At 45.6% G+C, this 25,588-nt stretch carries 20 protein-coding genes; 19 read left to right on the top strand and 1 reads right to left on the bottom strand.

The window, feature by feature from the left end; genetic code table 11:
* Positions 1–23 precede the first annotated feature (23 nt).
* The 7 genes from FLB61_RS10390 (at position 24) to FLB61_RS10360 (ending at position 7,482) form a co-directional block, all read left to right on the top strand.
* Positions 24–1,226 (top strand): saccharopine dehydrogenase family protein, encoded by a 1,203-nt coding sequence (locus tag FLB61_RS10390; RefSeq protein ID WP_087211414.1) that lies wholly within the window; start codon positions 24–26, stop codon positions 1,224–1,226.
* An 11-nt stretch (positions 1,227–1,237) separates the two neighbouring features.
* Complete coding sequence (nspC, locus tag FLB61_RS10385; RefSeq protein ID WP_221920083.1) at positions 1,238–2,362, top strand: carboxynorspermidine decarboxylase; 1,125 nt, start codon at positions 1,238–1,240, stop codon at positions 2,360–2,362.
* Between the two features lie 136 nt (positions 2,363–2,498).
* Positions 2,499–3,071, top strand: coding sequence for a 50S ribosomal protein L25 (locus tag FLB61_RS10380; RefSeq protein ID WP_221920082.1), 573 nt, complete (start codon positions 2,499–2,501; stop codon positions 3,069–3,071).
* A gap of 165 nt (positions 3,072–3,236) precedes the next feature.
* Positions 3,237–3,788, top strand: a complete 552-nt coding sequence (locus FLB61_RS10375) for a TetR/AcrR family transcriptional regulator (protein ID WP_204244039.1) — start codon at positions 3,237–3,239, stop codon at positions 3,786–3,788.
* Entirely contained in the window at positions 3,785–5,422 is a 1,638-nt protein-coding gene (locus tag FLB61_RS10370; protein ID WP_221920081.1) for an ABC transporter ATP-binding protein, read from the top strand. Before FLB61_RS10375 ends, FLB61_RS10370 begins: the two co-directional genes overlap by 4 nt.
* A gap of 102 nt (positions 5,423–5,524) precedes the next feature.
* Positions 5,525–6,982, top strand: a complete 1,458-nt coding sequence (gene miaB / locus FLB61_RS10365; RefSeq protein WP_087200419.1) for a tRNA (N6-isopentenyl adenosine(37)-C2)-methylthiotransferase MiaB — start codon at positions 5,525–5,527, stop codon at positions 6,980–6,982.
* An 83-nt stretch (positions 6,983–7,065) separates the two neighbouring features.
* Complete coding sequence (locus FLB61_RS10360; RefSeq protein ID WP_087200421.1) at positions 7,066–7,482, top strand: putative ABC transporter permease; 417 nt, start codon at positions 7,066–7,068, stop codon at positions 7,480–7,482.
* 18 nt (positions 7,483–7,500) lie between these two features.
* Here the strand turns inward: FLB61_RS10360 and FLB61_RS10355 are convergent, their stop codons facing one another.
* Complete coding sequence (locus tag FLB61_RS10355; protein WP_221920079.1) at positions 7,501–8,853, bottom strand: MATE family efflux transporter; 1,353 nt, start codon at positions 8,851–8,853, stop codon at positions 7,501–7,503.
* A 193-nt stretch (positions 8,854–9,046) separates the two neighbouring features.
* On the opposite strand from FLB61_RS10355, the gene mutS reads away from it, so the two are divergent.
* The 12 genes from mutS (at position 9,047) to FLB61_RS10295 (ending at position 25,547) form a co-directional block, all read left to right on the top strand.
* Entirely contained in the window at positions 9,047–11,695 is a 2,649-nt protein-coding gene (gene mutS, locus FLB61_RS10350; protein WP_330625587.1) for a DNA mismatch repair protein MutS, read from the top strand.
* Positions 11,696–11,713: 18 nt separating this feature from the next.
* Positions 11,714–13,678: a DNA mismatch repair endonuclease MutL gene (gene mutL, locus FLB61_RS10345; protein WP_221920078.1), complete on the top strand. Its 1,965-nt coding sequence runs from the start codon at positions 11,714–11,716 to the stop codon at positions 13,676–13,678.
* A gap of 28 nt (positions 13,679–13,706) precedes the next feature.
* The gene (miaA, locus tag FLB61_RS10340; protein ID WP_221920077.1) at positions 13,707–14,666 is read left to right on the top strand and encodes a tRNA (adenosine(37)-N6)-dimethylallyltransferase MiaA; all 960 of its coding nucleotides are present in this window, start codon (positions 13,707–13,709) and stop codon (positions 14,664–14,666) included.
* Positions 14,653–15,960, top strand: a complete 1,308-nt coding sequence (locus tag FLB61_RS10335; protein WP_087200431.1) for a methionine gamma-lyase family protein — start codon at positions 14,653–14,655, stop codon at positions 15,958–15,960. Before miaA ends, FLB61_RS10335 begins: the two co-directional genes overlap by 14 nt.
* Before the next feature lie 58 nt (positions 15,961–16,018).
* On the top strand, positions 16,019–17,332 hold the full coding sequence (locus FLB61_RS10330; protein ID WP_087200434.1) for a BaiN/RdsA family NAD(P)/FAD-dependent oxidoreductase: 1,314 nt from the start codon (positions 16,019–16,021) through the stop codon (positions 17,330–17,332).
* Positions 17,329–18,966, top strand: a complete 1,638-nt coding sequence (locus tag FLB61_RS10325) for an NAD(P)/FAD-dependent oxidoreductase (RefSeq protein ID WP_221920076.1) — start codon at positions 17,329–17,331, stop codon at positions 18,964–18,966. The genes FLB61_RS10330 and FLB61_RS10325 overlap by 4 nt, the downstream gene beginning before the upstream one ends.
* A gap of 251 nt (positions 18,967–19,217) precedes the next feature.
* Positions 19,218–19,478 carry a DUF4321 domain-containing protein gene (locus FLB61_RS10320; RefSeq protein WP_087211434.1) on the top strand — a complete coding sequence of 87 codons (261 nt, stop codon included), beginning with the start codon at positions 19,218–19,220 and terminating at the stop codon, positions 19,476–19,478.
* Positions 19,479–19,509: 31 nt separating this feature from the next.
* On the top strand, positions 19,510–20,199 hold the full coding sequence (gene radC / locus FLB61_RS10315; RefSeq protein WP_221920075.1) for a RadC family protein: 690 nt from the start codon (positions 19,510–19,512) through the stop codon (positions 20,197–20,199).
* A gap of 23 nt (positions 20,200–20,222) precedes the next feature.
* Complete coding sequence (locus FLB61_RS10310; RefSeq protein WP_221920074.1) at positions 20,223–21,251, top strand: rod shape-determining protein; 1,029 nt, start codon at positions 20,223–20,225, stop codon at positions 21,249–21,251.
* 1 nt (position 21,252) lies between these two features.
* Positions 21,253–22,128, top strand: coding sequence for a rod shape-determining protein MreC (gene mreC, locus FLB61_RS10305; RefSeq protein ID WP_087200442.1), 876 nt, complete (start codon positions 21,253–21,255; stop codon positions 22,126–22,128).
* Positions 22,129–22,147: 19 nt separating this feature from the next.
* Complete coding sequence (gene mreD, locus FLB61_RS10300; protein ID WP_087200445.1) at positions 22,148–22,675, top strand: rod shape-determining protein MreD; 528 nt, start codon at positions 22,148–22,150, stop codon at positions 22,673–22,675.
* Positions 22,641–25,547, top strand: coding sequence for a penicillin-binding transpeptidase domain-containing protein (locus FLB61_RS10295; RefSeq protein ID WP_221920073.1), 2,907 nt, complete (start codon positions 22,641–22,643; stop codon positions 25,545–25,547). The genes mreD and FLB61_RS10295 overlap by 35 nt, the downstream gene beginning before the upstream one ends.
* Positions 25,548–25,588: the final 41 nt, after the last annotated feature.

The following is a 25,588-nucleotide window of genomic DNA, read 5'->3' as shown; positions in this document are numbered from 1 at the left end:
AAATTTAAAACGGAGGTAAAAAAATGGGAAAAGTACTGATTATCGGATGCGGAGGAGTAGCAAGTGTGGCAATTCAGAAATGCTGCCAGAACAGTGAGGTGTTTGAAGAAATCTGTATTGCAAGCCGTACTGTATCCAAATGCGACGCGCTGAAAGAACAGCTGGAAGGAAAGACAAAAACAAAGATCACAACTGCACAGGTGGATGCAGATAATGTGGACGAGCTGATTGCACTGATTGAAAAAGTAAAACCGGATCTCGTACTGAACCTGGCTCTCCCGTACCAGGATCTGACGATCATGGATGCTTGTCTGGCAACAAAAGTACACTATGTGGATACTGCAAACTATGAGCCGGAAGACACGGCAAAATTTGAGTATAAATGGCAGTGGGCTTACAGAGAAAGATTTGAAAAAGCAGGGATCACAGCCCTTCTTGGAAGCGGATTTGACCCGGGTGTGACGAGTGTATTTTCCGCTTATGCCCTGAAACATTATTTTGATGAAATCAATTATATCGATATCCTGGATTGCAACGGAGGAGATCACGGATATCCGTTTGCCACAAACTTTAACCCGGAGATCAATATCCGTGAAGTGGCAGCAAATGGTTCCTACTGGGAAGATGGACACTGGGTAGAGACAAAGCCGATGGAGATCAAAAGAGTATATGATTTCCCGCAGGTTGGAGAAAAAGACATGTATCTTCTTCATCATGAAGAAATCGAATCACTCGCTTTAAATATTCCGGGCATCAAGAGAATCCGTTTCTTTATGACATTCGGACAGAGTTATCTTACACATCTGAAATGTCTTGAGAATGTTGGAATGACTTCTATCGAACCGATTATGTACGAAGGAAAAGAAATCGTACCGCTTCAGTTTTTGAAGGCAGTTCTTCCGGATCCAGCATCTCTCGGACCGAGAACAGTAGGAAAAACAAATATCGGCTGTATTTTTGTCGGGAAAAAAGACGGAAAAGAGAAGAAACTGTATATCTATAATGTATGCGATCATCAGGAATGCTACAAAGAAGTCGGATCCCAGGCAGTTTCCTACACGACAGGTGTTCCTGCCATGATTGGAGCGATGATGATCTTAAACGGCACATGGAACAAAGCCGGAGTGTACAACATCGAAGAATTCGATCCGGATCCGTTCATGGAAGAACTGAACAAATGGGGACTTCCGTGGATCATCGATGAAAATCCGACTCTGATCGATTAATGAGGGACAACATGAGAAAAGAAGAATTGCGGACTCCGTGTTATATCGTCCAGAAGGCAAATCTGATCCGAAATCTGGAGGAATTGGCCCACATCCGGAAACAGACCGGCTGCAAGATCCTCCTGGCTCAGAAAGCGTTTTCTATGTACAGTCTTTATCCACTGATCGGACAGTACCTCGACGGTACTGCGGCAAGCGGACTTTACGAGGCAAGGCTTGGGGCAGAAGAAATGGGAAAGGAAAACCATGTCTATGCCCCGGCGTTCCGGGAAGATGAGATGGAGGAAATTCTGAAATACAGCGATCATATTGTATTTAATTCTTTCCACCAGCTCCAGAAATATCAGGAGCAGGTAAAAAAGGCGGGGGGAAGCATTGGAATTCGGATCAACCCGGAATGTTCCACACAGGAAGGCCACGCTATCTATGATCCTTGTGCTCCAGGCTCCAGACTCGGTGTGACCATCGAAAATTTCAGACCGGATCTGCTGGAATACGTGGACGGTTTCCATTTTCATACGCTCTGCGAGCAGAACTCGGATGACCTGAAAAAAACGTTGGAAGCAGTGGAAGAAAAGTTTGGTGTATGGATGCACCAAATGAAATGGATCAATTTCGGCGGCGGACATCATATCACAAGACCAGACTATGACAAAGAGACCCTTATCGAATGTATTCTCCATGTAAAGGAGATATACGGTGTCGAAGTGTATCTGGAACCGGGAGAAGCAGTGGCCCTAAATGCAGGAAGTCTGGTTACCTCCGTGCTGGAAACCGGGGAAAATAGGATCCGTCTTGCGATTCTGGATACTTCAGCAGCCTGTCATATGCCGGACGTACTGGAGATGCCGTACCGTCCTCCTCTTAAAGATTCCGGACTTCCGGAAGAAAAAATGTACACGTACCGACTAGGCGGACCGACCTGTCTGGCGGGAGATATTATCGGAGATTATTCATTCGATCATCCGCTGAAGGAAGGGGAACGACTGGAATTTTTAGACATGGCCATCTATTCTATGGTCAAGAACAATACCTTTAATGGTATGCGCCTTCCTTCTATTGCTGTGGAGGAAGAAGACGGAAACATTACCCTCGTTCGCAAGTTCGGGTACGACGACTTTAAGATGAGACTGTAAAGATTTTAAAATAAGTATTTGCTTGCATTTTCTGTAACAAGTGTTATAATATATGTGTAACAGATGGAAAACCTTAACCAGACCGTTTTCAAAAGGACAGTCCGATTAGGAATCAGATTTTTGGAGGAAAAGATAAATGAATACTTTAAAAGCTGAGAGACGAGACATGAAAACAAAAGCAAAGAAACTGAGAAGGGAAGGGTTTGTTACCGGAAATGTATTTGGCAAAAATATGCCGGAATCCATACCGCTGCAAATATTGGAAGCGGACGCCGCGCGGCTTGTCAAGACATGTAAAAAAGGCAGCAAGATCATTCTTGATGTCGACGGGCAGAAAATGAATGTGCTGATCAAAGAAATTGACTTTGAACCAATCAAATCAAGACTTCAGGAGATTGATTTCCAGACTTTGGTAAGCGGGGAAAAAGTACATTCTGTCGCAGAGATAGTAATTCTAAACCATGATAAAGTGCTGGGCGGTGTTGTAGAACAGACACTGGAGGAGATCTCTTATAAAGCTCTTCCGGAAGCACTTGTGGAGAAAGTGGAAATAGATGGAAGCAGCTTGAAGGCAGGAGATACCATCAAAGTATCCGATCTGGATATTTCCAGAAACCCGGATATTGAGATCCTCACTAGTCCGGATACCGTTGTCGTTACGGTAGAAGAGGTACATACAGTCCCGGATACGGAAGAAGCGGAAGAATAGTATACAGCCTCACATATGGAATAAAAAAAGAGACATTCGGAAAGCCGAGAGATAGGAATCGGCTTGACAAATGTCTCTTTTTCTTTATAAATCTTGACAAAATTCAAAAAAAGATTTAAAATAACTTATGTTATATAACGTAAGTTATTTTAAAAAGGAGGAAAAATGATGCCGCCAAAAGCAAAGGTCACACGGGAAGATATTTTACAGAAATCATTTGATATCGTACAGAGTCAAGGAATTGGAAGCCTTAATGCAAGGCGAATTGCGCAGGAACTTTCATGCTCCACAATGCCTATTTTTAACGCGTTTCGCGATATGAATGAGTTGAAAGAAGAGTTGAAAAAACGCATAGATGATCGATATACCGCATTTACCCAGGAGTATATCGATAAAGAGGACTATCTTTTTACAATCAGTTTTGCATATATACAGTTTGCAAGGGAAGAACGAAATCTTTTTGGGGCGTTGTTTGTAGAAGGATTTGTCCGTCCCCGTACAATCGAAGGAGTCATCCAATCATCCTGGAACCGGGAGACGATTGAATGCACGGCCAGACAGTTTGACATCTCGCTTAAGAAAAGTGAAGAATTGTACAGAGATGTAAGGTTTTATGCACATGGGATCGCAACACAGATTTATGGCGGTAACATGTGTATGGATGAGACAGAAGTAAAAGAGTTGTTGAAGAATATGATAGGAAAGATGAGAAAATGAAAAATTTTAAGATTATCAGCACGTATTTCCGCGTAACTCAGGTAAACAAAAAGGAAACGTTTCTTCTGATTTTCTTTTCCCTGCTCAGCAATGTTCCATACTTATTTATAAGTCTTTTGTTCAGCATGGCAATCAGATATCTGACCGACAAAAATATTCCTATGCTTTTGTGGACTATCATAGTATATTTTGCATTAAAATTATTATCAAAGGTATCGCAGATACTGAACCTGATGATGGAACGAAGATTTCATAATGATGTGTATCTGAAATTACAGAGCCAGATCATCGACAAGCTGGATCAAATAAAGATCCAGTATTTTTCAGATCACAGCAAAGGAGAAATGCTGAATATTGCAAACGGAGATATTAAAGTGATGGCGGAATTCGGGACTTGGCTGTCCCAGGAAATCTTATTGTTCGTATCTGTGATCGTCTCCATTGTTGTTCTTGGAAAGATCAGTATCGGTCTGATGATTCTTGGCTGTGTCGTAAACAGCACTGTGATCTATATCCTGAACAAATACAATGAAAAATATGAAGTCTTGATGAGAGAAGGGAAGGAAAAATCAGATGAAGAGATGCAGTTTTTCAGTGAACTGATCGTCGGGTTAAAGGATGTAAAAATTTTCCAGATTCTTTCTCAGCTCCGAAAAAGGTACCGTATATGTAATGATGCATATATTGAAGTGCATAACAGGCAGATTCAAAACAGGATTATCAGCAATATCATCAGCCCGAGTATTACAATGTGTACGGAAATCCTGCTTTTAACCTACGCTTGTTACCATTGCCTTCAGGGGACATTTGGAATTGAGACAGTCCTGATTATCCAGTCTTATTTTGGGACACTGTTCAGTTCTCTCAGCGAATTCGTATCTGCTTTGGGGGAATTGAGAGTCAAAAAAGTGTCGGTGGACAGATACAATTCATTTATTCAGTCAGAGCAAAATGAAGAATTTTTGCAGTATGGAAAAATCAAAGCGGAGGGATACGATATCTGTGCAGAAGACATGTCTTTTTCGTACGGGGAACATCCGATATTTAAAGAGTACAGTCTGAATATCGCTCCGAACACCCTTTGCGCCCTGACAGGGCCAAGCGGATGCGGGAAAAGTACATTTTTTCATCTTTTGCTGAGATTTGAAAAGGCGAAAAAAGGGCAGATACGGATAGGCGGCACACCAATTGGCCTGTATCCGAAAGAACAGTATTCCGGATTGCTTACATGTGTTCTCCAGCAGCCGTATTTTTTCCATATGTCTGTCTACGAGAATCTGGCGCTGATTGACAGGGATTTTGAGAAAATTCGGAAAGCATGCAAGGATGCAGGGATTGACGAATATATTATGTCACTTCCAGAACAGTATGATACTATCCTGGAGGAAGGCGCTGCGAATTTTTCAGGAGGACAGAGACAAAGACTGGCAATCGCACGTGCACTTTTAAAGGAGGCAAAAATTCTTTTGCTGGATGAAGTGACAAGTGCATTAGATGTGAAAACAGCCTCGGAGATTATGGAAACGGTAAGCAAACTGAAGAAGAACCACACGATCCTCATGATCTCTCATAAACCAGGAGAGTATAAGTGGTGTGACAGGATCATTCCCATCGAAAAAAGCAGGGCAGAATAGTAGAGAGAGATTTCTATATTCTTATTCCCACTTCTTCCATTTGCATTTTTGTGCCTGATATGGTAAGGTATGGAGGAACATTACACGAAAAGGAAGATAAGAATGAATAAAGAGATAGAACGTTTGATAGATGAGATCGATCTTTTGCAGGCCGCTCCGGCGGAGGAGCCGATGCGCCAGTATTATTTTATAAAAAAATGCAGACAGTATGTAAAAGAGATTTCAGAGAAACTTGGCAGGCCGCTTCGGGCTGCAACGGTAACCTTCGGCTGTCAGATGAATGCACGGGATTCTGAAAAGCTGACCGGGATACTGGAAGAGATCGGGTACGTGGAGGAAAGTGTGGAGGAGAAAGCAGATTTTGTCATCTACAATACCTGCACGGTAAGGGAGAATGCCAATCAGAGAGTGTACGGAAGACTTGGACAGTTAAACAGGGTAAAACGGAAAAATCCTCATATGCTGATCGGGCTTTGCGGATGCATGATGCAGGAACCGCATGTTGTGGAGAAACTGAAGAAGAGCTACCGGTTTGTGGATTTGATTTTTGGTACACACAACATATACAAATTTGCGGAGATTCTGGCGACCAGGTTTGAATCCGAGAGAATGGTCATTGACATCTGGAAAGATACGGACAAAATCGTGGAAGATCTGCCAAGCGAGAGAAAGTATCCTTTTAAGTCCGGCGTCAATATTATGTTTGGATGCAACAATTTCTGCAGTTACTGCATCGTTCCGTATGTAAGGGGAAGGGAGCGGAGCAGAAATCCGAGAGATATCCTACGGGAGATCGAGACACTGGTGGCGGACGGAGTCAAAGAAGTCATGCTTCTTGGACAAAATGTCAATTCCTATGGGAAGACGCTGGAAGAACCGATGTCTTTTGCAGAACTTTTGAGAGAAGTGGAGAAGATCGAAGGATTGGAGAGAATTCGTTTCATGACGTCTCATCCAAAAGATCTGTCAGATGAACTGATAGAAGTCATGAAGACATCTCGAAAAATCTGTCGTCATCTGCATCTTCCGGTACAATCGGGAAGTACGGACATTTTGAAAAAAATGAATCGCCGCTACACAAAAGAGCAGTATCTAAGCCTTGTAGATCGGATAAAGACTGCTATGCCGAATATTTCTCTTACGACAGATATCATCGTAGGATTCCCGGGAGAGACAGAAGCTGATTTTCAGGAGACGCTGGATGTAGTGCAGAAAGTCCGTTACGACAGTGCATTTACCTTCATCTACTCCAAGCGGACGGGCACTCCGGCTGCTGCCATGGAAAATCAGGTGCCGCAGGAAGTGGTAAAAGACAGATTTGACCGCCTGCTGAAAGAAGTGCAGAAAATTGCTGCGGAAGAATGCAGCAAACATGAAGGGACGACACAGACTGTCCTTGTAGAGCAGATGAATGAGCAGGACGATACGCTTGTGACAGGACGTCTCAGCAACAATCTTCTTGTCCATTTTCCGGGCACAAAAGAGATGATCGGACAGCTTGTGGATGTAAAACTGATTTCTTGCAAAGGATTTTACTATATCGGAGAAGCGGTAAAATAAAACAGGCACTTTCTGCCATGCATAAGAGGATAAAAAACGCCCAGACTATTTGTGTAAACATGCAAAAGTGAGGGCGTTTTATCATGAAAAAATTAAGCGAATATCTTTTTTTGTGGGCAGTCGGAGGCTGCCTTTATTATACATTTGAACTGGCATTTAGAGGATTTTCCCACTGGACGATGTTTGTTCTTGGAGGGTTATGTCTTGTATTTTGTACTGCACAGGGGAGAGCCGGCCGATGGCAGGATCCTTTGGCATTTCAGGTGCTCCGGTGTATTGTGTTTGTGACGTCTTGTGAATTTATCACGGGGATTATTGTCAACAAGTGGCTTGGACTTGGAGTGTGGGATTACAGCGATGTCCCATTTCAGCTTTTCGGACAGATCTGTTTGCCGTTTATGGCCCTTTTTGGGATTTTATGTACCGTGGGGATCTATCTGGGAGGATATCTTCTGCATTTCCTTTACGGGGAAGAAAAACCTCATATTCCCATATGGTAGTTTTCAGTATGGTATCTTTCAGGCATTCGCATGAAGCGATTTTCTCCAGCCGCCTTTTCGATAGTATAAGAGCAGGCAGATGGCACATGTGACCCATGTGATGATATAGCTCTGGAAGATCGTAGCGATATCGTTGCTTCGCGGCGTCATGATCATGAGATACAAGACACGGACAATGCACAGATTTCCGATCATGATCATCATAGAAGCAAAAGAGTAGCCGGCGCCGCTGATAACGTTGCTCAGGACCTGCATAAATGCCGTAAGGACATAAAATGGGATCAGTGTCCGGATCATGCGCATTCCGTATTGGATGATATCGACTTCATTCGTGAAGATCCGGGTAATCGGCTCCGCAGCAAGAAAGAAGAAGAAAGAGCTGACTGCCGCGTAAAGGATATTCATAAGGAGCGTCACATGGGTGCCTTTCAGCACACGATCTGGTTTGCCGGCACCGACGTTCTGACTTGTAAAAGTTGTGATGGCGACACCAAAACTTAAGACAGGGAGAAAGACGAGTCCGTCGATTTTATTGAAGGTTACCCAGGCAGCCATGGCCGCAGATCCGTAAAGATTGATATAGTATTGAACGAAGATGTTGGAAAAGCCGATGATCGTCTGTTGAATGCCTACCGGGATTCCGACTTTGAGGATCTCCAGAAGCATGGAACGGTCTGCTTTTAGAAGTTTCCACTCCAGGCGGTATACTTCTTTTGACCTGGCAAGTTTCAGGACCACAAGGATGGCAGAGACGATTTGGGCGATGACGGTAGCGATCCCGACACCTGCGATCCCCATACGAAATACAGATACAAAGACGGTGTCCAGCACAATATTGATGATGCTGGATACTCCAAGGTAATAAAGAGGTGTCTTGGAGTCCCCCACGGCCCGCAAAATGGCCGCCCCCATATTGTAGATCATCATGGGAATGATACCTGCAAAATAAATGCGCAGATACAGGTTTGCTCCATCCAGCACATTGGACGGTGTGGAGATGGCACGAAGAATCCAGTCGGAGGAAAGGATCCCAAGGATCGTCATAAATAGTCCGAAGACAATGGTAAATACGCTTGACGTGTGGATGGAACGGCGTAGTTTTTCTTCCAGTCCTGCTCCGAAGTATTTTGCTACGATGACACCGGCTCCCGTGGTAAGTCCGGAAAACAGACCGATCAGGAGGTTGATGACTGAAGTCCCGGCTCCGACGCTTGCCAGCGCCTCTCCTCCGACAAAATTTCCTACTACGATGGAGTCCACCGTGTTATAAAGCCACTGGAACAAATTCCCGGCAATGATGGGAAGGGAAAAGAACAGAATCTGTTTCCAGATTACCCCTTCCGTCAAACGCTGTGTGTTTTCTGCCTGCATTTTTATTCCCCCATTTCTCATCTGATAAATCCAGTATACCAGATGGAAAGAGCTGCTGGGAAGAAAATTTTGCTTTTTTTGGCGGGAGATTGATGTTATAATGTAATGTTGCCAGGGGTCTGTGTACCCCGAAGACATGAGATATATAGATTCTTATAAATAAAAAAGAGACAAAAGAAAAGGAGAGAAAAAGTTGGCCGAGTTAACACCGATGATGCAGCAGTATATGGAGACGAAAAAGGAATACCCGGACTGCATTTTATTTTACCGCCTCGGAGATTTTTACGAGATGTTTTTTGACGATGCATTGACTGCATCAAAAGAGCTTGAGATCACTTTGACCGGAAAGAACTGCGGGCTCGAAGAGCGGGCGCCGATGTGCGGCGTGCCGTTTCACTCCGTTGATGGATATCTGAATAAGCTGGTGGAAAAGGGATATAAAGTGGCGATCTGCGAACAGGTCGAGGATCCAAAGCTTGCAAAGGGTATTGTGAAAAGAGAAGTTATCAGGATCGTCACACCAGGGACAAACCTGAATACCCAGGCGCTGGACGAGACAAAAAACAATTACATCATGGCCATCGTTTACGTATCGGACGACAGGTATGGGATGTCGGTAGCCGATGTATCGACAGGCGATTATTTTGTCACGGAGATAGAAAGCAGGGGCAAGCTGTTTGATGAGATCTATAAGTTTAGCCCGTCGGAGATTGTCTGCAACGAGGCACTCTATATGAGCGGAGTCCGCCTGGAAGAGCTGAAAGATCGGATGAATGTGGCCATTTCTTCGCTGGATGCATGGTATTTCGACGATGCCATCTGCAGAAAAACGCTGAAAGATCATTTTAAAGTCGCTTCGCTGGAAAGTCTCGGAGTGGCAGATTATGATTGTGGGATCGTGGCGGCAGGCGCCCTTCTTTCCTATCTGATCGAGACGCAGAAGACATCTTTGGCGCATTTTACGAAACTTACGAACTATACGACAGGAAAATACATGCTGATCGACAGCTCCTCCCGCAGAAATCTGGAGCTGTGTGAGACACTCCGGGAAAAACAGAAAAGAGGCTCTCTTCTCTGGGTGCTGGACAAAACACGTACAGCTATGGGAGCCAGGATGCTGCGAAAATATGTGGAACAGCCATTGATCGATAAAGATAGTGTCGTGAGACGTCTGGATGCGGTAGACGAGCTTTTAAAAGAAGCCATCGCAAGAGAAGAGATAAGGGAGTATCTTACCCCTGTCTATGATATGGAACGGCTTGTGGGAAAGATTTCGTACCAGTCGGCAAACCCTCGTGATCTGATCGCGTTTAAAAGTTCGCTGTCCATGCTGCCTCATATCAAGTACATATTAGGGGATCTCCGATCGGAGCTTCTCAAAGATCTGTGGGACCAGATGGATCCGCTGGAGGATCTGTATGGACTGATAGAGCAGGCTGTTATCGATGATCCGCCGCTTGCCATGAAAGAGGGCGGCATTATTAAAGATGGGTACAACGAAGAAGTAGATCGTCTCAGAAAGGCAAAGACTGATGGAAAAACATGGCTTGCCGAACTCGAACAAAAGGAACGGGAAAAGACGGGGATCAAAAATCTCCGGATCAAATACAACAAAGTATTCGGCTACTACCTGGAAGTGACCAATTCTTTCAAGTCCATGGTGCCGGACTATTATATTCGGAAACAGACCCTTGCAAACGCAGAGCGGTACAGTATTCCGGAGCTGAAAGAGTTGGAAGATCTGATCCTTGGTGCGGAAGACAAACTGTTTGCCTTGGAATATCAGCTGTATTGCGACGTGCGCAACCGAATTGGAGAAGAGATTGCCAGAATCCAGCAGACGGCAAAGGCAGTGGCGGCAGTGGATGTGTTTGCTTCTCTTGCACTCGTGGCAGAGAGAAACAGATATGTAAGGCCGAAGATCAACGAAAAAGGGATCATTGACATCAAGGATGGAAGACATCCTGTAGTGGAAAAAATGATTCCAAACAATATGTTTATCGCAAACGACACGTATCTGGATGACAAAAAGAACCGCGTATCCATCATCACAGGGCCGAACATGGCGGGGAAATCCACTTACATGAGGCAGTCTGCGCTGATCGTTTTGATGGCTCAGATCGGATCTTTTGTCCCTGCTGCCTCTGCCAACATCGGACTGGTGGACCGGATTTTTACAAGAGTTGGGGCTTCCGACGATCTGGCTTCCGGTCAGAGTACTTTTATGGTTGAGATGACAGAGGTGGCAAATATTCTCCGAAATGCTACAAGCAAAAGTCTTCTGATATTGGATGAGATTGGGAGAGGAACGAGTACATTCGACGGGCTTTCTATCGCATGGGCGGTGGTAGAGCATATCAGCAATGCCAAACTTCTGGGCGCAAAAACGCTGTTTGCAACTCATTACCATGAATTGACGGAGCTGGAAGGAAAGATAGACAGCGTTCACAACTATTGTATCGCCGTAAAAGAAAAAGGGGACGACATCGTTTTCCTGAGGAAAATCGTAAAGGGAGGGGCAGACCGAAGCTATGGAATCCAGGTGGCAAAGCTTGCGGGTGTTCCGCAGACGGTCATTGACCGGGCGAAAGAGCTTTCCGAGCAGCTTTCCGATGCAGACATCACGACCCGGGTACGGGAACTGGATATGCAGGGAAGCGAGACAAGGAAGAAGAGAAAACGTCTCGACGAAGTAGACATGGCTCAGATGTCTCTTTTTGACACGGTTTCAGACAGCGACGTACTGGAAGAGATCAAGACAATGGATATCAGCCATATGACACCGATGGATGCGATGAATACGCTGTATCAGCTTCAGAATAAACTGAACAATCGATGGTAGCGGAAGGAAGGAAAGGACATGGGAAAGATTCAGGTATTAGATCAAGTTACGATCGATAAGATCGCGGCCGGAGAAGTGGTGGAACGGCCGGCCTCTGTCGTGAAGGAGCTCGTAGAAAATGCCATTGACGCCAATGCCACGGCTGTCACGGCGGAGATCCAGGAGGGCGGCATCTCCCTGATCCGGATTACAGACAATGGAAATGGAATGGAAAAGGACGATGTCCGAAATGCATTTCTCAGGCACTCAACGAGCAAGATACGGACAGTGGATGATCTAACCCACATTTCTTCCCTCGGATTTCGGGGAGAGGCGCTTTCCAGTATTGCAGCTGTCTCGCAGGTAGAGATGATAACAAAGACGGAAAAGGAACCATTTGGCGTGTCCTACCAGATATCCGGCGGCAAAGAGATTTCCATGGAGGAGACTGGGGCGCCGGATGGGACGACATTTCTTGTGAGACAACTTTTTTACAATGTGCCTGCAAGAAGAAAGTTCCTGAGGACACCGATGACAGAGGCAAGCCATGTAAGTGACCTTATGACAAGGCTTTCTTTGTCCCATCCGGATGTCTCCTTCCAGTTTATCAATAACGGTCAGGAGAGGCTTCACACTTCCGGAAACGGAAAGTTAAAAGATGTGATCTACCATGTGTATGGGAGAGAAATCGCAGGGAATCTGATTGAAGTTTCCGCCCAGAATGAGCACATTCAGCTGAGTGGGTTTATCGGAAAACCTGTTATCACGAGGGGAAACAGGAATTATGAAACTTTCTTTGTGAACGGGCGGTATATCAAAAGCAGCATTTTGTCCAAGGCAGTGGAAGACGCTTACAAGGATTTCACAATGCAGCATAAATATCCTTTTGTCGTGCTTCACATTACGATATTGGGAGAAATGATCGACGTCAATGTCCATCCCACAAAGATGGAACTGCGGTTCGACCACCAGCAGGAAGTGTATCAGTTTCTGTATAAGACAATTGGAGAAGCGCTTCACGAGCGGGAATTGATCCCGGAAGTGGAAGTGCCTGAGCCTGTGCCGGTTCAGAAAGAAAAAAAATACTTTGAAAAAAAAGAACCTCCGAAAGAGCCGTCATTCCCAAAAGAACCTGCAGAAAAGAAGCCGGACGATCGGAAGGAAGAGCCGAAAGACCGGGATTTGGATTACTTTATGGGAAAAATGAGGGAGCGTGTGCGCTCCTACCACGAGCAGTTCTCGTCTGCGGAAGTAAAGGAAAAGGGACAGATCCATGAGCCTGCGCAGAAGGCAGACAAGATACGGGAAGCAGTCTCCTACAGAATCCGCCAAGAGAAAACAAAACAGGAGCCGAAAGCAGAGAAAGAGCAAAAAGCGGAACAGCTTTCCTTTTTTGAGGAGAAATTGCTGGACGAGTCGTCCGTTCCGGATTATAAAATTGTCGGGCAAGTTTTTGACACGTACTGGATCGTACAGCTTCACGACAATATGTACATTATCGATCAGCATGCGGCTCATGAGCGGGTGCTTTATGAAAAGACGCTGCGCGGAATGAAGACAAGGGAATACACATCTCAGTATATCAGCCCTCCGATTGTATTGGATTTGTCTATGCAGGAAGCGGAGCTATTTCGCAAATACATGGATCAATTCACAAGAATCGGATTCGAGATCGAGCCGTTTGGCGGAGACACGTTCACAGTCAGCGCAGTTCCCGACAATTTGTTTAGTGTGGCAAAGAAGGAACTGCTGCTGGAGATGATCGACAGCCTTTCCGATGAGATCAGTCCGAATCTTACGCCGGATATTCTGGATGAAAAGATTGCATCCATGTCGTGCAAGGCTGCGGTAAAAGGAAACTCCAGACTGTCCAGAAAGGAAGTGGAAACACTTCTGGATGAATTGCTAAAGCTGGATAATCCTTATCATTGTCCGCACGGAAGACCGACGATCATCGCCATGACAAAACGGGAACTGGAAAAGAAATTCAAACGAATCATATAAAAAGCAAAGAGGACAGAAAGGCAGAGAGATGAAAAAACCGCTTGTAATTTTGACAGGACCGACTGCGGTCGGAAAGACACACGCATCCATCAGCCTTGCAAAACGGATCGGCGGAGAGATCATTTCTGCTGATTCCATGCAGGTGTACCGGAGGATGGATATTGGTTCCGCAAAGATTCGGCCGGAAGAAATGGAAGGGGTGCCGCACCACCTTATCGATGTGCTGGATCCGAAGGAAGAATTTAATGTTGTGAAATTCCAGGCGATGGCAAAAGAAGCCATGGACGGAATCTATGAGCGGGGAAAGATCCCTGTCATAGTAGGCGGAACCGGATTTTATATCCAGGCCCTTTTGTATGATATCGACTTTACAGAAGAAGACGGGGACGATTCTTACAGAAAAGAGCTGGAACAGATCGCTATGGATGGAGGAGCAGCCATACTGCATGAAAAACTGCAGAAAGTGGATCCGAAATCCGCAGAAGAGATACACGAAAACAATGTGAAAAGGGTCATCCGGGCTTTAGAATACTATCATCGGACAGGGAGACAAATCTCCCAGCACAATGAGGAAGAGCGAAAAAAAGAGTCGCCGTACCGGTATGCCTACTTTGTTTTGAATGACGACCGACAGAAGCTTTACAGTCGGATCGAGGATCGGATTGATGCGATGATAGAAGAAGGACTTGTGGAAGAAGTCGCCTCATTAAAAGAAGAAGGATGTAAGCCGGGCATGGTGTCTATGCAGGGACTCGGATACAAAGAAATCCTTTCGTACCTGAACGGGGAAATGGATTTTGAGGAGGCGGTCCGGATCTTGAAAAGGGATACAAGACATTTTGCCAAACGCCAGATCACTTGGTTTAAGCGAGAGAGAGATGTCATCTGGATCTCAAAAGAAAATTTTGATTATGACGAAGATCGTATTCTGCAGGAAATACTGAGACAATTAGAAGAGAGAGGAATCATACAAAATGGAGATAAATAACGAAAACTTTCGGGATGTGCTCGTACAGTTTTATGAAGAAGCCGGAATTTCAAAAGAAGTATATGCATTTGGCGCAAAGATTGAGGAAGAATTAAAAGAAAGATTCGCACGGATCGACGAGATCGCGGAGTACAATCAGCTGAAAGTCGTGCACGCTATGCAGGAGGCGCGGGTAAATGCAGAATGTTTTAATTATGTGTCCGGGTATGGATACAACGATTTTGGCAGGGACACGCTGGAACAGGTTTATGCCAATATTTTTCACACAGAAGATGCCCTTGTAAGACCACAGATCACTTGTGGCACACACGCTCTTGCCATTGCGCTGGCGGCGAATCTCCGCCCAGGCGATGAGATGATCTCTATCGCGGGGAAACCATACGATACACTGGAGGAAGTCATCGGAATCCGCGAATCCAAAGGCTCTTTAAAAGAGTACGGTGTGACATACAGGCAGGTGGATCTTCTGCCGGATGGAAGTTTTGACTTTGCAGCTATCGAAAAGACGGTGCAGCCGGATACAAAACTTGTCACGATCCAGAGATCAAAAGGATATCAGACACGACCAAGCTTTTCCGTTGCTCAGATCGGGGAAGCCATCCGGTTTGTGAAAGAACAGTTCCCGAATGTCATTGTGATGGTAGACAACTGTTACGGAGAATTTGTAGAATTGCAGGAGCCAAGCGATGTGGGAGCGGACATGGTCGTGGGATCACTGATTAAAAATCCAGGAGGAGGACTTGCACCAATCGGAGGATATATTGCAGGGCGCAAAGACCTTATCGAAAACTGCGCATTCCGACTGACTTCACCTGGACTTGGAAAGGAAGTCGGCGCAACACTTGGAGTGACGAAAGACTTTTATCAGGGACTGTTCCTTGCTCCGACAGTTGTGAAAGGAGCGGTAAAAGGAGCAATTTTTGCCTCCGCTATTTATGAAACCCTTGGATATCACGTGATACCGGGAAAAGACGAAGAACGCCACGACATCATTCAGGCAGTAGAGTTTGGCACACCGGAAGGGGTTATCGCATTCTGCCAAGGAATTCAGGCGGCAGCTCCGGTGGACAGCTATGTGACGCCGGAACCGTGGGCAATGCCAGGCTACGACAGTGATGTCATCATGGCAGCAGGCGCTTTTGTTCAGGGATCATCTATTGAACTTTCTGCTGACGCGCCGATCAAACCGCCGTACGCGGTCTATTTCCAGGGCGGACTTACGTGGGAACATGCCAAGTTCGGCATTTTGATGACGCTTGAGAAACTGGTGCAAAAAGGAATTGTGAAACTGTAATCAAAGATAAAGATTTCCAAAATGATCATAAGAAAATTGTAGAAAAGGAAAGAGGAGTATGAAGCGGATATTGATCATCGGAGGAGGTGCCTCCGGAATGATGGCAGCGATCTTTGCAAAGAGAAGCGGGGCGGACGTTGTGATATTGGAACACGGAAATAAGCTTGGGAAAAAGATTCTCGCCACAGGAAACGGGAGATGCAATTTTACAAATATTGAGCAGCGCCCGGACTGCTACCGGGGGGATGAGCCAACCTTTGGATGGAATGGGATCCGACAATTCTCCGCCCAGGATACCATCCGTTTTTTCCTGGAACTTGGCATCTACTCAAAAAACAGAAATGGGTACCTTTATCCGCATTCCGATCAGGCGTCCGCTATCCTGTCTGTTCTCTTGGCGGAATTGGACCGACTTGGAGTGCAGGTAGAGACGAATATAGAAGTAAAAGAAATCTTTCCTGGAAAACCATTTCGCGTACGGGCAGTCCGCCATCTTTTTTCAGAAGAACGCAAAAGCAAAAAAAGGACGATCCTTGTAAAGACAGGGGAAGAAGCAGTTCCCTTTAAAGGGGACGCAGTCATTCTTGCCTGTGGAGGTATGGCAGCTCCGTCGACGGGATCTGACGGAAGCGGGCTTGCACTGGCTGAAACACTGGGACATTCCATCGTTTCGTGTACGCCGGCTCTCGTGCAGATTTGCTGCAGGGAATCCTGGTTTCGTGAACTGTCCGGTGTCCGTGCATCTGCGGGTATAAGATTGCTCGTGGACGGGGAAATCCAAGCGGCGGATACAGGAGAGGTGCAGTTTACGGATTACGGCCTTTCCGGCATTCCTGCCTTCCAGGTAAGCCGCTATGCATCAAAAGCGTTTGGAAGGAAGGAAAACGAGATGCCGGAAGTAAGGGCGGAGATTGATTTTCTGCCGGAATTTACGATGGAGCAGGCAGCGGCATTTCTGAAAAATCGAATTCGTCTCCTGGAAGATCGTCCAATGGATCAATTCTTTGTCGGGCTTTTCCATGAAAAAATAGGTCAGTTACTTGTTCGCCTTGCATCTCTTGGGGGAGAAAAAAAGGCGGGGGATCTGGAAGAAGACGAAATCCAGAGGATCATAAAGCTTACAAAATGCCTTTCGGCCGTTGTGACAGGGACCAATGGATTTGAACAGGCCCAGGTATGCGCCGGCGGTGTCTCCACAAAGGAGATAGATGGAGAAACAATGGAATCCAGGATCGTACCAGGACTTTACTTTGCGGGGGAGATCATGGATGTGGACGGCATCTGCGGAGGCTACAATCTTCAGTGGGCCTGGTCCAGCGGACAAATTGCCGGGAGGCATGCAGCCATAGAGGATGGAAAGGAGAACATATGATTCGGATCGGACAGCTCAAATTAAAAACAGGACATACAAAAGCGGAATTGGAAAAGAAGCTCGCCAACGTGCTGGGCATTGCGGCAGAGGAGATACAATACTATGAGATCCGAAAACAGTCGCTTGATGCGCGGAAGAAGCCGGAACTATACTATGTGTACACAGTAGATGTGACGCTTCAGCATCAAAAAAAGGAACAGAAAATCCTGAAGCGTCATGGAAAAAACGGGGCGATTACAGAGGCGAAGGAAGAAACCTACAGATTTCCGGTAAATCCGTCCGCATCTCCGATACCGGAGCGGCCTGTCATCGTCGGAAGTGGACCGGCCGGCCTTTTCTGCGCCTATCTGCTGGCAAAACACGGGTACCGTCCGATTCTCATCGAGCGGGGAGCTATGGTGGAAGAGCGCAAAAAAGATGTGGAGGAATTCTGGAAAACCGGGGTTTTAAACCCGTCATCCAATGTTCAGTTCGGAGAAGGAGGAGCCGGGACATTCTCAGATGGGAAGTTAAATACCCTCGTGAAAGATCCGGCAGGAAGAAACCGGGAAGTTCTGCGGATTTTTGTGGAAAATGGAGCGCCGCCGGAAATCCTCTACGAAAACAAGCCACACATCGGAACAGACATTCTGATCGATGTGGTAAGAAATATGCGGAATGCCATTGAATCTTTTGGAGGCACCTGTCGGTTCCATACAAAAATGACAAGGCTGTCTATCTGCGATGGGATTCTAAATGGTATCTGGATCTCATTTTTGGATAAGAAAACGGGAGAAAAAAAAGAAGAATTTCTGGAGGCCAGTACGGTGGTGCTGGCTTTGGGACACAGTGCCAGAGACACGTTCCAGACACTGTTCGAACAAGGAGTTCCTATGGAGGCAAAATCCTTCGCTGTCGGTGTCCGGGTGGAGCATCTTCAAAAGATGATCAATAAAAGCCAATATGGTGTTGAGGCCCATCCGCATCTCCCGGCTGCAGCATACAAGCTGACAGCAAAAGCATCTGACGGGCGAGGGGTCTATACGTTCTGCATGTGCCCGGGCGGCTATGTCGTCAATGCGTCCTCCGAAAAAGGAAGATTATGCGTCAACGGGATGAGTTATCACGGCCGGGCAGGAAAAAATGCAAACAGTGCCGTTATCGTGACGGTCACACCGGAAGACTATGGAACCGGAGATGACAATGCCCTCTCTGGAATAGAATTCCAGAGACGCCTGGAAGAGAAGGCCTTTGAAGCAGGACAGGGAAAGATTCCGGTTCAATGCTTCCGGGGATTTTGTCAGCACTGTGTGACAGAAGCGCTCGGAGAAGTGAAACCAGAAATGAAAGGAAACTGGCAGTTTGGGGATGTCCGGGGGATTTTCCCAGAATCAATTGGGAATGCTATTGAGGAAGGAATCCGGGATTTCGACCGGAAGATCAAGGGATTTGCAAGCCCAGATACAATCCTCTCCGGTGTAGAGGCAAGGACATCATCGCCACTTCGCATCAAACGGGATGAGACATTCCAGAGTACAGGTGTAAAAGGTCTGTATCCATGCGGGGAAGGAGCGGGTTATGCGGGGGGCATTACATCCGCAGCCATGGACGGGATAAAGACAGCTGAAAAAATAGCAAAGCGATATGGACAATAGATGATCCCCGGCGGAAAATCAGACGCTGCAGTCTGAATCCAACGGGGATTATTTTCGGCATTTTTTATATAGAAAGTTTTTGAAAACAGAAGTTATAATCCGGGCAAAGCGCACATATAATTTTTACTATACGGCATTGTCTGTTAAAGTTTAAGAAAATTTTAAGGCTCGAAAAGTCTATACACATTTTTTGAATTATGCTAAAATAGAGACGGTTTGTAAATCATTTGAGGAGTTGAGGAGGACATAAGATGAAGGGAGCAGGAAGCAAGAACGGATGGGCCTTGTTCCTGATGATTCTCGCCGGTGTTGTGCTTGGCGGTTTTATCGGAATGCTTGCAAAAGACATCCCGGCGCTTGACTGGCTTGCCTACGGGCAGACATTTGGGCTTCAGCAGCCGATCGTGCTGGACTTGGGGATATTGGTCCTCACATTGGGACTTACAGTGAAAATTTCTATTGCCAGCATACTTGGCATGGTACTGTCTATTATTATTTATCGCTTCTTATAGTCTGCTGATATCGTCAGAGTTTACAAAAGATATGAGTAATACAATTAAAAATCTGCTTGAGGAGGAACGTCCATATGAAAAATGTGGACGTTTTGGTGCTGAGCGCCTGACAGATACGGAGCTTTTGGCCGTGATGCTCAGAAGCGGGATAAAAGGGAAGAATGCACTGGAAACAGCAAAAAGAATCCTGTATCCGGATGGTGGAAAGGGTGGACTGTCCAGGCTTCCCGCCTACTCAAAAGAGGCTTTGATGAAGATCCCCGGGATAGGAGAGGTAAAGGCAGTTCAGATTATGTGCCTTTGTGAGATGGCACGGAGAATGGCAAAAGAAAAGGCAAAGGAACCTCTCTGTTTCGACAAACCGGAGACGATCGCAGCTTATTATATGGAAGATATGCGCCATCTGAAGCAGGAAGAATTGATGCTTCTGATGCTGAATACGAAGGCACGGCTGCTTGGCGAGACAAAGATTTCCAAAGGAACAGTCAACATGTCTGTGATTTCTCCCAGAGAACTTTTTATAGAAGCACTACAGAAAAATGCGGTAATGATCATTTTGCTGCACAACCATCCGAGTGGGGATCCGAATCCCAGTAGAGAAGATATTCTCGTGACAAAAAAGATCGCGAAGGCAGGAGAGCTGATCGGCATTACGCTTTTGGATCATATCATTATCGGGGACAAGACTTATGTAAGTCTGGCAGAGCAAGGATGGATATAAAAGACAGAAGGGGCAGATAATCGATGACCAGAAATGTGTATGGCCTGGATCTTGGAACATATCAGTTAAAAATATATGACAAAAAAGAAGACCGGATATGGATGGAAAAAAATGTGGTGGCCATTTCGGAGGATACAAATGAGATGTTTGCTTATGGGGATGTGGCTTACAGTATGTTTGAACGGGCACCTGAGCATATCCGCATAGAATTTCCCATGAAAGAGGGAGTCATCTCCCGATTTTATGACATGCAGATTCTGCTGACGCGTCTTCTGAAACCGGATGACGGACTTTTCTCTCGAGGAACAGAATATGTGGTTGCCGTTCCGACAGATGTAACGGAGGTAGAGAAAAAAGCATTCTACGACCTGGCAATCTATTCTTCGGCCAAGGCCAAGAAGGTCAACATCGTTGAACGTGCTCTGGCCGATGCAGTTGGACTGGGACTTGATATTATGTCAAGTCCAGGAGCGGCGATCGTCAATATCGGAGGAGAGACGACAGATATTTCTATCGTGGCATCCGGAGGAATTGTCATGAACCGGCTGCTTAAAATCGGTGGAGTGACATTTGACAATGCACTCGTCACACTCGTAAGGCATAATCAGGATTTTGCTATCGGCCGTCTTACCGCGGAGGCCGTTAGAAAAAAGATGAATGTATTTTGGGATGATGAGGGAAGGAAAGTTACTGCGGCTGGTATCGATCTGGCAGAAGGCGGGCCCAGACAGCAGGAAATACCGGTACATGCGGTAAGGGCGGCCATGCGGGAACCGCTGAAACAGTGTGCAGATGCGGTGCTGCTGATGCTGGAGAGGACTCCACCGGAAGTACTGTCCAGTATCCGCAGATCCGGAATCTATTTGACCGGCGGTGTGGCAAGGACACCTGGGATCACGGATTATCTGGAAGGAAAGACCGGTCTTATGTTTCATACGGTAAAAGAGCCGGAATACTGCGTGGCAAAAGGACTTCGGGAGATCATACGGTCTCCGGAACTTGGGAGACTTGCGTACTCCATGAAAGATGAAAACTATAGGTGGATGAGATAGGATGAAGACGAATAAACCGAATAAACAGAAAAAATTCGAAAGTAAATACTGGCTGCTGGCGATCGCTGTCATCTGTGTTGTCTGCATGGGAGCATCCTTCTTTGCAGATATCAAAAGCGGACCGCTCAGGGTCATTGCCGACTATACTGTTATCCCGATGCAGAAAGGGATAAATATGATCGGGACATGGATCGGAGATGTGGGAGAAAACTTCGCTACATTGAAGGAAGTCCAGAAAGAAAATGAAAAGCTGAAAGAGCAGAATGAGACCCTAAAAATGGAGAACAGCCAGCTTCAGCAGAAATCAGTGGAACTTGACCGTTTCTATGAGCTGTACAAGATGGATCAGAATACATCCGATTACCCCAAAGTAGGAGCCAGAGTGATTGCCAATAACGGAAGCAACTGGTTTACTTCTTTTATTATTGATAAGGGAAGTGAGGACGGTATCCGGGAAGATATGAATGTTCTGTCCGGAAGCGGACTTGTGGGAATTGTTACAGAGGTAAGGAAACATTCGTCTACCGTGCGTTCCATCATCGATGAAGTCAATGTATCTGCCATGGTTATGACGACGTTCGACCAATGTATTGTGAGTGGAGATCTCAAGTTGATCAACGATGGAGTAATCAAGTTTGAGCAGCTGCCGAACAATGACAATGAAGTGGCTGTGGGAGAACAGATTGTCACATCCAACATCAGCAGCAAGTATCTTCAGGGACTTCTTATCGGCTATGTCAGCGATGTCAAGGTGGATTCCAACAATCTGACGCGTTCCGGATATATCATCCCGGCGGTGGATTTTAAGAAACTGCAGGAAGTCATGGTCATTACCACGACAAAACAGGATCTGATCGACAACGGGAACCAGCAGTAGTGCAGGAAGGAGAATGGGAATGCAGACAGTAAAACGAAAGGCTATAGAGGTCATTATGATCATCCTCTTCTTTCTCCTTGAGACGACAGTGTTTCAGTATCTTGAGATAGCCTCCATTAAGCCGAACCTTCTTGTTATCCTGACAGCATCTTTTGGATTTATGAGAGGAAAAAATGAGGGAATGTTTGTCGGCTTTTTGAGCGGTTTTTTGCTGGATCTTTGTTTCAGCAGATATATTGGGTTTTATACGCTTTTATATTCCGTCATCGGATATGTGAACGGGTTTTTCAAAAGGCTTTACTACAGTGATGATATGAAACTTCCACTTCTTCTGATCAGCGGGAGCGAGCTGATCTACGGACTCTGGGTATACGTTTTTCAGTTTATGCTGCAAAGCGATTTCCATTTTCTGTATTACTTGGGGCATATCATCATGCCAGAACTTGTATATACGATTCTGGTCACACTGATCCTTTATCAGATCATCCTTAGGATCAACCGAAGACTGGAAGATGAAGAAAAAAGGAGTGCAAGCAAATTTGTATAAGATATGGGAACGCATAAAGGAGACTGTCATCAGAGTTTTCAGTTCACGGATGTTTATCGTAATGATAGCATTCTGTGTGATGGCAGCGATCTTGGTACAGAGAGTATTTTACCTTCAGATTGTAAAAGGGGAAAGTTACCTGAATGATTATAAGCTACAGATTCAGAAAACAAGAGAAGTTCAGGGAACAAGAGGCAGGATTCTGGATCGAAATGGGAAAGTGCTTGCGGACAACGTGCTTGCCTATTCCGTGACGATCGAGGATAACGGAGATTACGACACAACTGCGCAAAAAAATAAAGAGCTGAACAAAACAATCCGAACTGTCATCGATATCATAGAGAAAAACGGCGACTCTGTCATCAATAGTTTCGGAATCATTTTAAATGATAATGGAGAATATGCTTATTCTTCTGAGGGTACTGCAAGGCTTCGGTTTATAGCTGATGTGTTTGGCTTTGCCACGATCGACAAGCTTTCGGAAGAGCAGAAGAACTACACAGCGGATGATATGATCCACTATCTATGTACGGACAAGCAGTATGGGTATGGGATCGATGAGGAAAAATACGAGAAAGAGGATGTTCTGAAACTTGTGAATATCCGTTATGCCATGAGCCTGAATAAATTCCGAAAATATATCGCCACGACTATCGCAACCAATGTGAGCGATAAGACGGTGGCGGAGATCATGGAACGACAGGATGAACTGACAGGCGTCAGCATTGAGGAAAGTTCCATTCGTCAGTATAACAACAGCAAATATTTTGCTTCTATCATCGGATATACTGGTCAGATTTCACAGGAAGAATACAATGCCCTTTCAGATGAAGAGCAGAAAAACTATTCTCTCACAGATATCGTGGGAAAAGCAGGGATTGAGAAATCCATGGACAGCATTCTTCAGGGGAAAAAAGGCGAGACAAAGTTTTATGTCAACAATGTAGGAAAAGTCATCGATACTAAAAAGGTGACAGATGCAAAAGCAGGAAATGATTTGTATCTTTCCATTGATTCGGATCTTCAGATGGCTGCCTATAATATTCTGGAGGAGAAGCTTGCCGCCATCCTTCTGGCAAAGATGACAAATCAGCTGGATTACGACAGGAGCAAGATTACAGACGCGGACAACATTATCATTCCGGTTGGGGATGTGTACAATGCGTTTTTTGAAAACCAGATCCTGGACACGGAGCATTTTAAAGCAAGCGATGCAAAGACAACGGAAAAGCAGGTGCTGGAGTTATATTCCAGAGAGCAGGAAGACGCCATCGCAGCAATTGCCAATGAAATGCAGGATGAGAACGGAACACCATATAAAAGTCTTTCCAAAAAAATGAAAGCTTATATTGACTACGTGGTAGATGATCTTCTTACGGATAAATCAGGCATCCTTTTGAAAGATAAAATTGATAAAGGAGACGCAACGTACCTGGCATGGAAAGAAGATGAGACGATCAGTATCCATGAATATCTGAATTATGCTATTTCCAAAAACTGGATTGATACGTCCAAGCTTACAGACTATCTGGAAGGCCAGGCAAACTATTCAGATGCATCTGAAGTATATCAGGCGATTGTTCAGTATGTGCAGAGTTCCATCAGTACAGACAGTAGTTTTGAGAAAATCATCTATAAATATATGATCAAAAGCGGCGAACTCACAGGACGCCAGGTATGTCTTTTATTATATGAACAAAATATCATCAAATATGACGAGACACAGTATAATCGGCTAAGATCAGGGACCGTGAGTGCTTATGAATTTGTCCGGGAGAAAATCCGAAATCTGGAGATCACACCAGGAGAACTTGGACTGGAACCTTGCAGTGGGTCTATTGTCATCACAGACACGAAATCCGGGCAGGTGCTGGCTATGGTATCCTATCCTGGGTATGACAATAACCGTCTGGCTAACACCATTGACTCGAACTATTTCGCAAAACTGTCAGTCATGAATTCAAGACCGATGTACAACAGGGCGACTCAGGAAAAGACGGCGCCTGGGTCCACATACAAACCGCTTGTTGCGGTGGCAGGGTTGACGGAAGGAGTCATCAACACCGGAAGCATCATCTCATGCAGCGGTATATTTGACAAAATTTTCCCGAATCCAAGATGTTGGGTATATCCAAGTGCTCACGGAAGCGAGAATGTGGTAAGTGCGATTCAGCACTCCTGTAACGATTTCTTTTATGAAGTGGGATACAGACTCGGTTCTCAGAGTACGGGAAAATACAGTACAGATGCAGGAACAGATGTCCTGAAACAGTATGCAGAAGAATTCGGTCTTGGAGACACGACTGGAGTGGAGATCACAGAATCAGCTCCTCAGATTTCCGATACGGATGCCGTGCGTTCTTCTATCGGACAGGGCAACAACAACTACACGACAGCAGGACTGGCCAGATACATTACAGCGATTGCCAACGAAGGAACAGTCTATGACCTAAGTCTGCTGGATAAAGTGACGGATGTAAATGGAAAGCTTGTGAAAGATTATGAGCCAAAGGTTAAAAATCAGGTTGAAGGAGTTTCTTCCTCCACATGGGATGCGGTTCAAAGCGGTATGAGAAGAGTAGTCACAAGTACTTCGTACACATTCGGCAGTCTCGGAAATTTTGAACTTTCCGGAAAAACGGGTACTGCACAGCAGAGCACAACGCATCCAAACCACGGTCTGTTTGTCGGTTTTGGACCGAGCAGTGATCCGGAGATCGCGTTTGCGATCCGTATCGCAAACGGATATAATTCAACTTATCCTTCCGAAGTGGGCAGGGATATCATTCGTTACTATTACAACCTGGATGAGAAAGATGAAATCGTGACAGGACATGCTTCCTCTCTTGGATCTGTCGTATCCGGAGACTAAAGAAGAAGCAGACGAGAGTTTACCAAAGACATTGCGGCAGG

The organism is Sellimonas caecigallum, from assembly GCF_019754295.1.
In the GTDB taxonomy this organism is placed as follows: domain Bacteria; phylum Bacillota; class Clostridia; order Lachnospirales; family Lachnospiraceae; genus Sellimonas; species Sellimonas caecigallum.
Note: the sequence above shows the minus strand (reverse complement) of the source record. Positions and strands in the feature narration are given on the sequence as shown.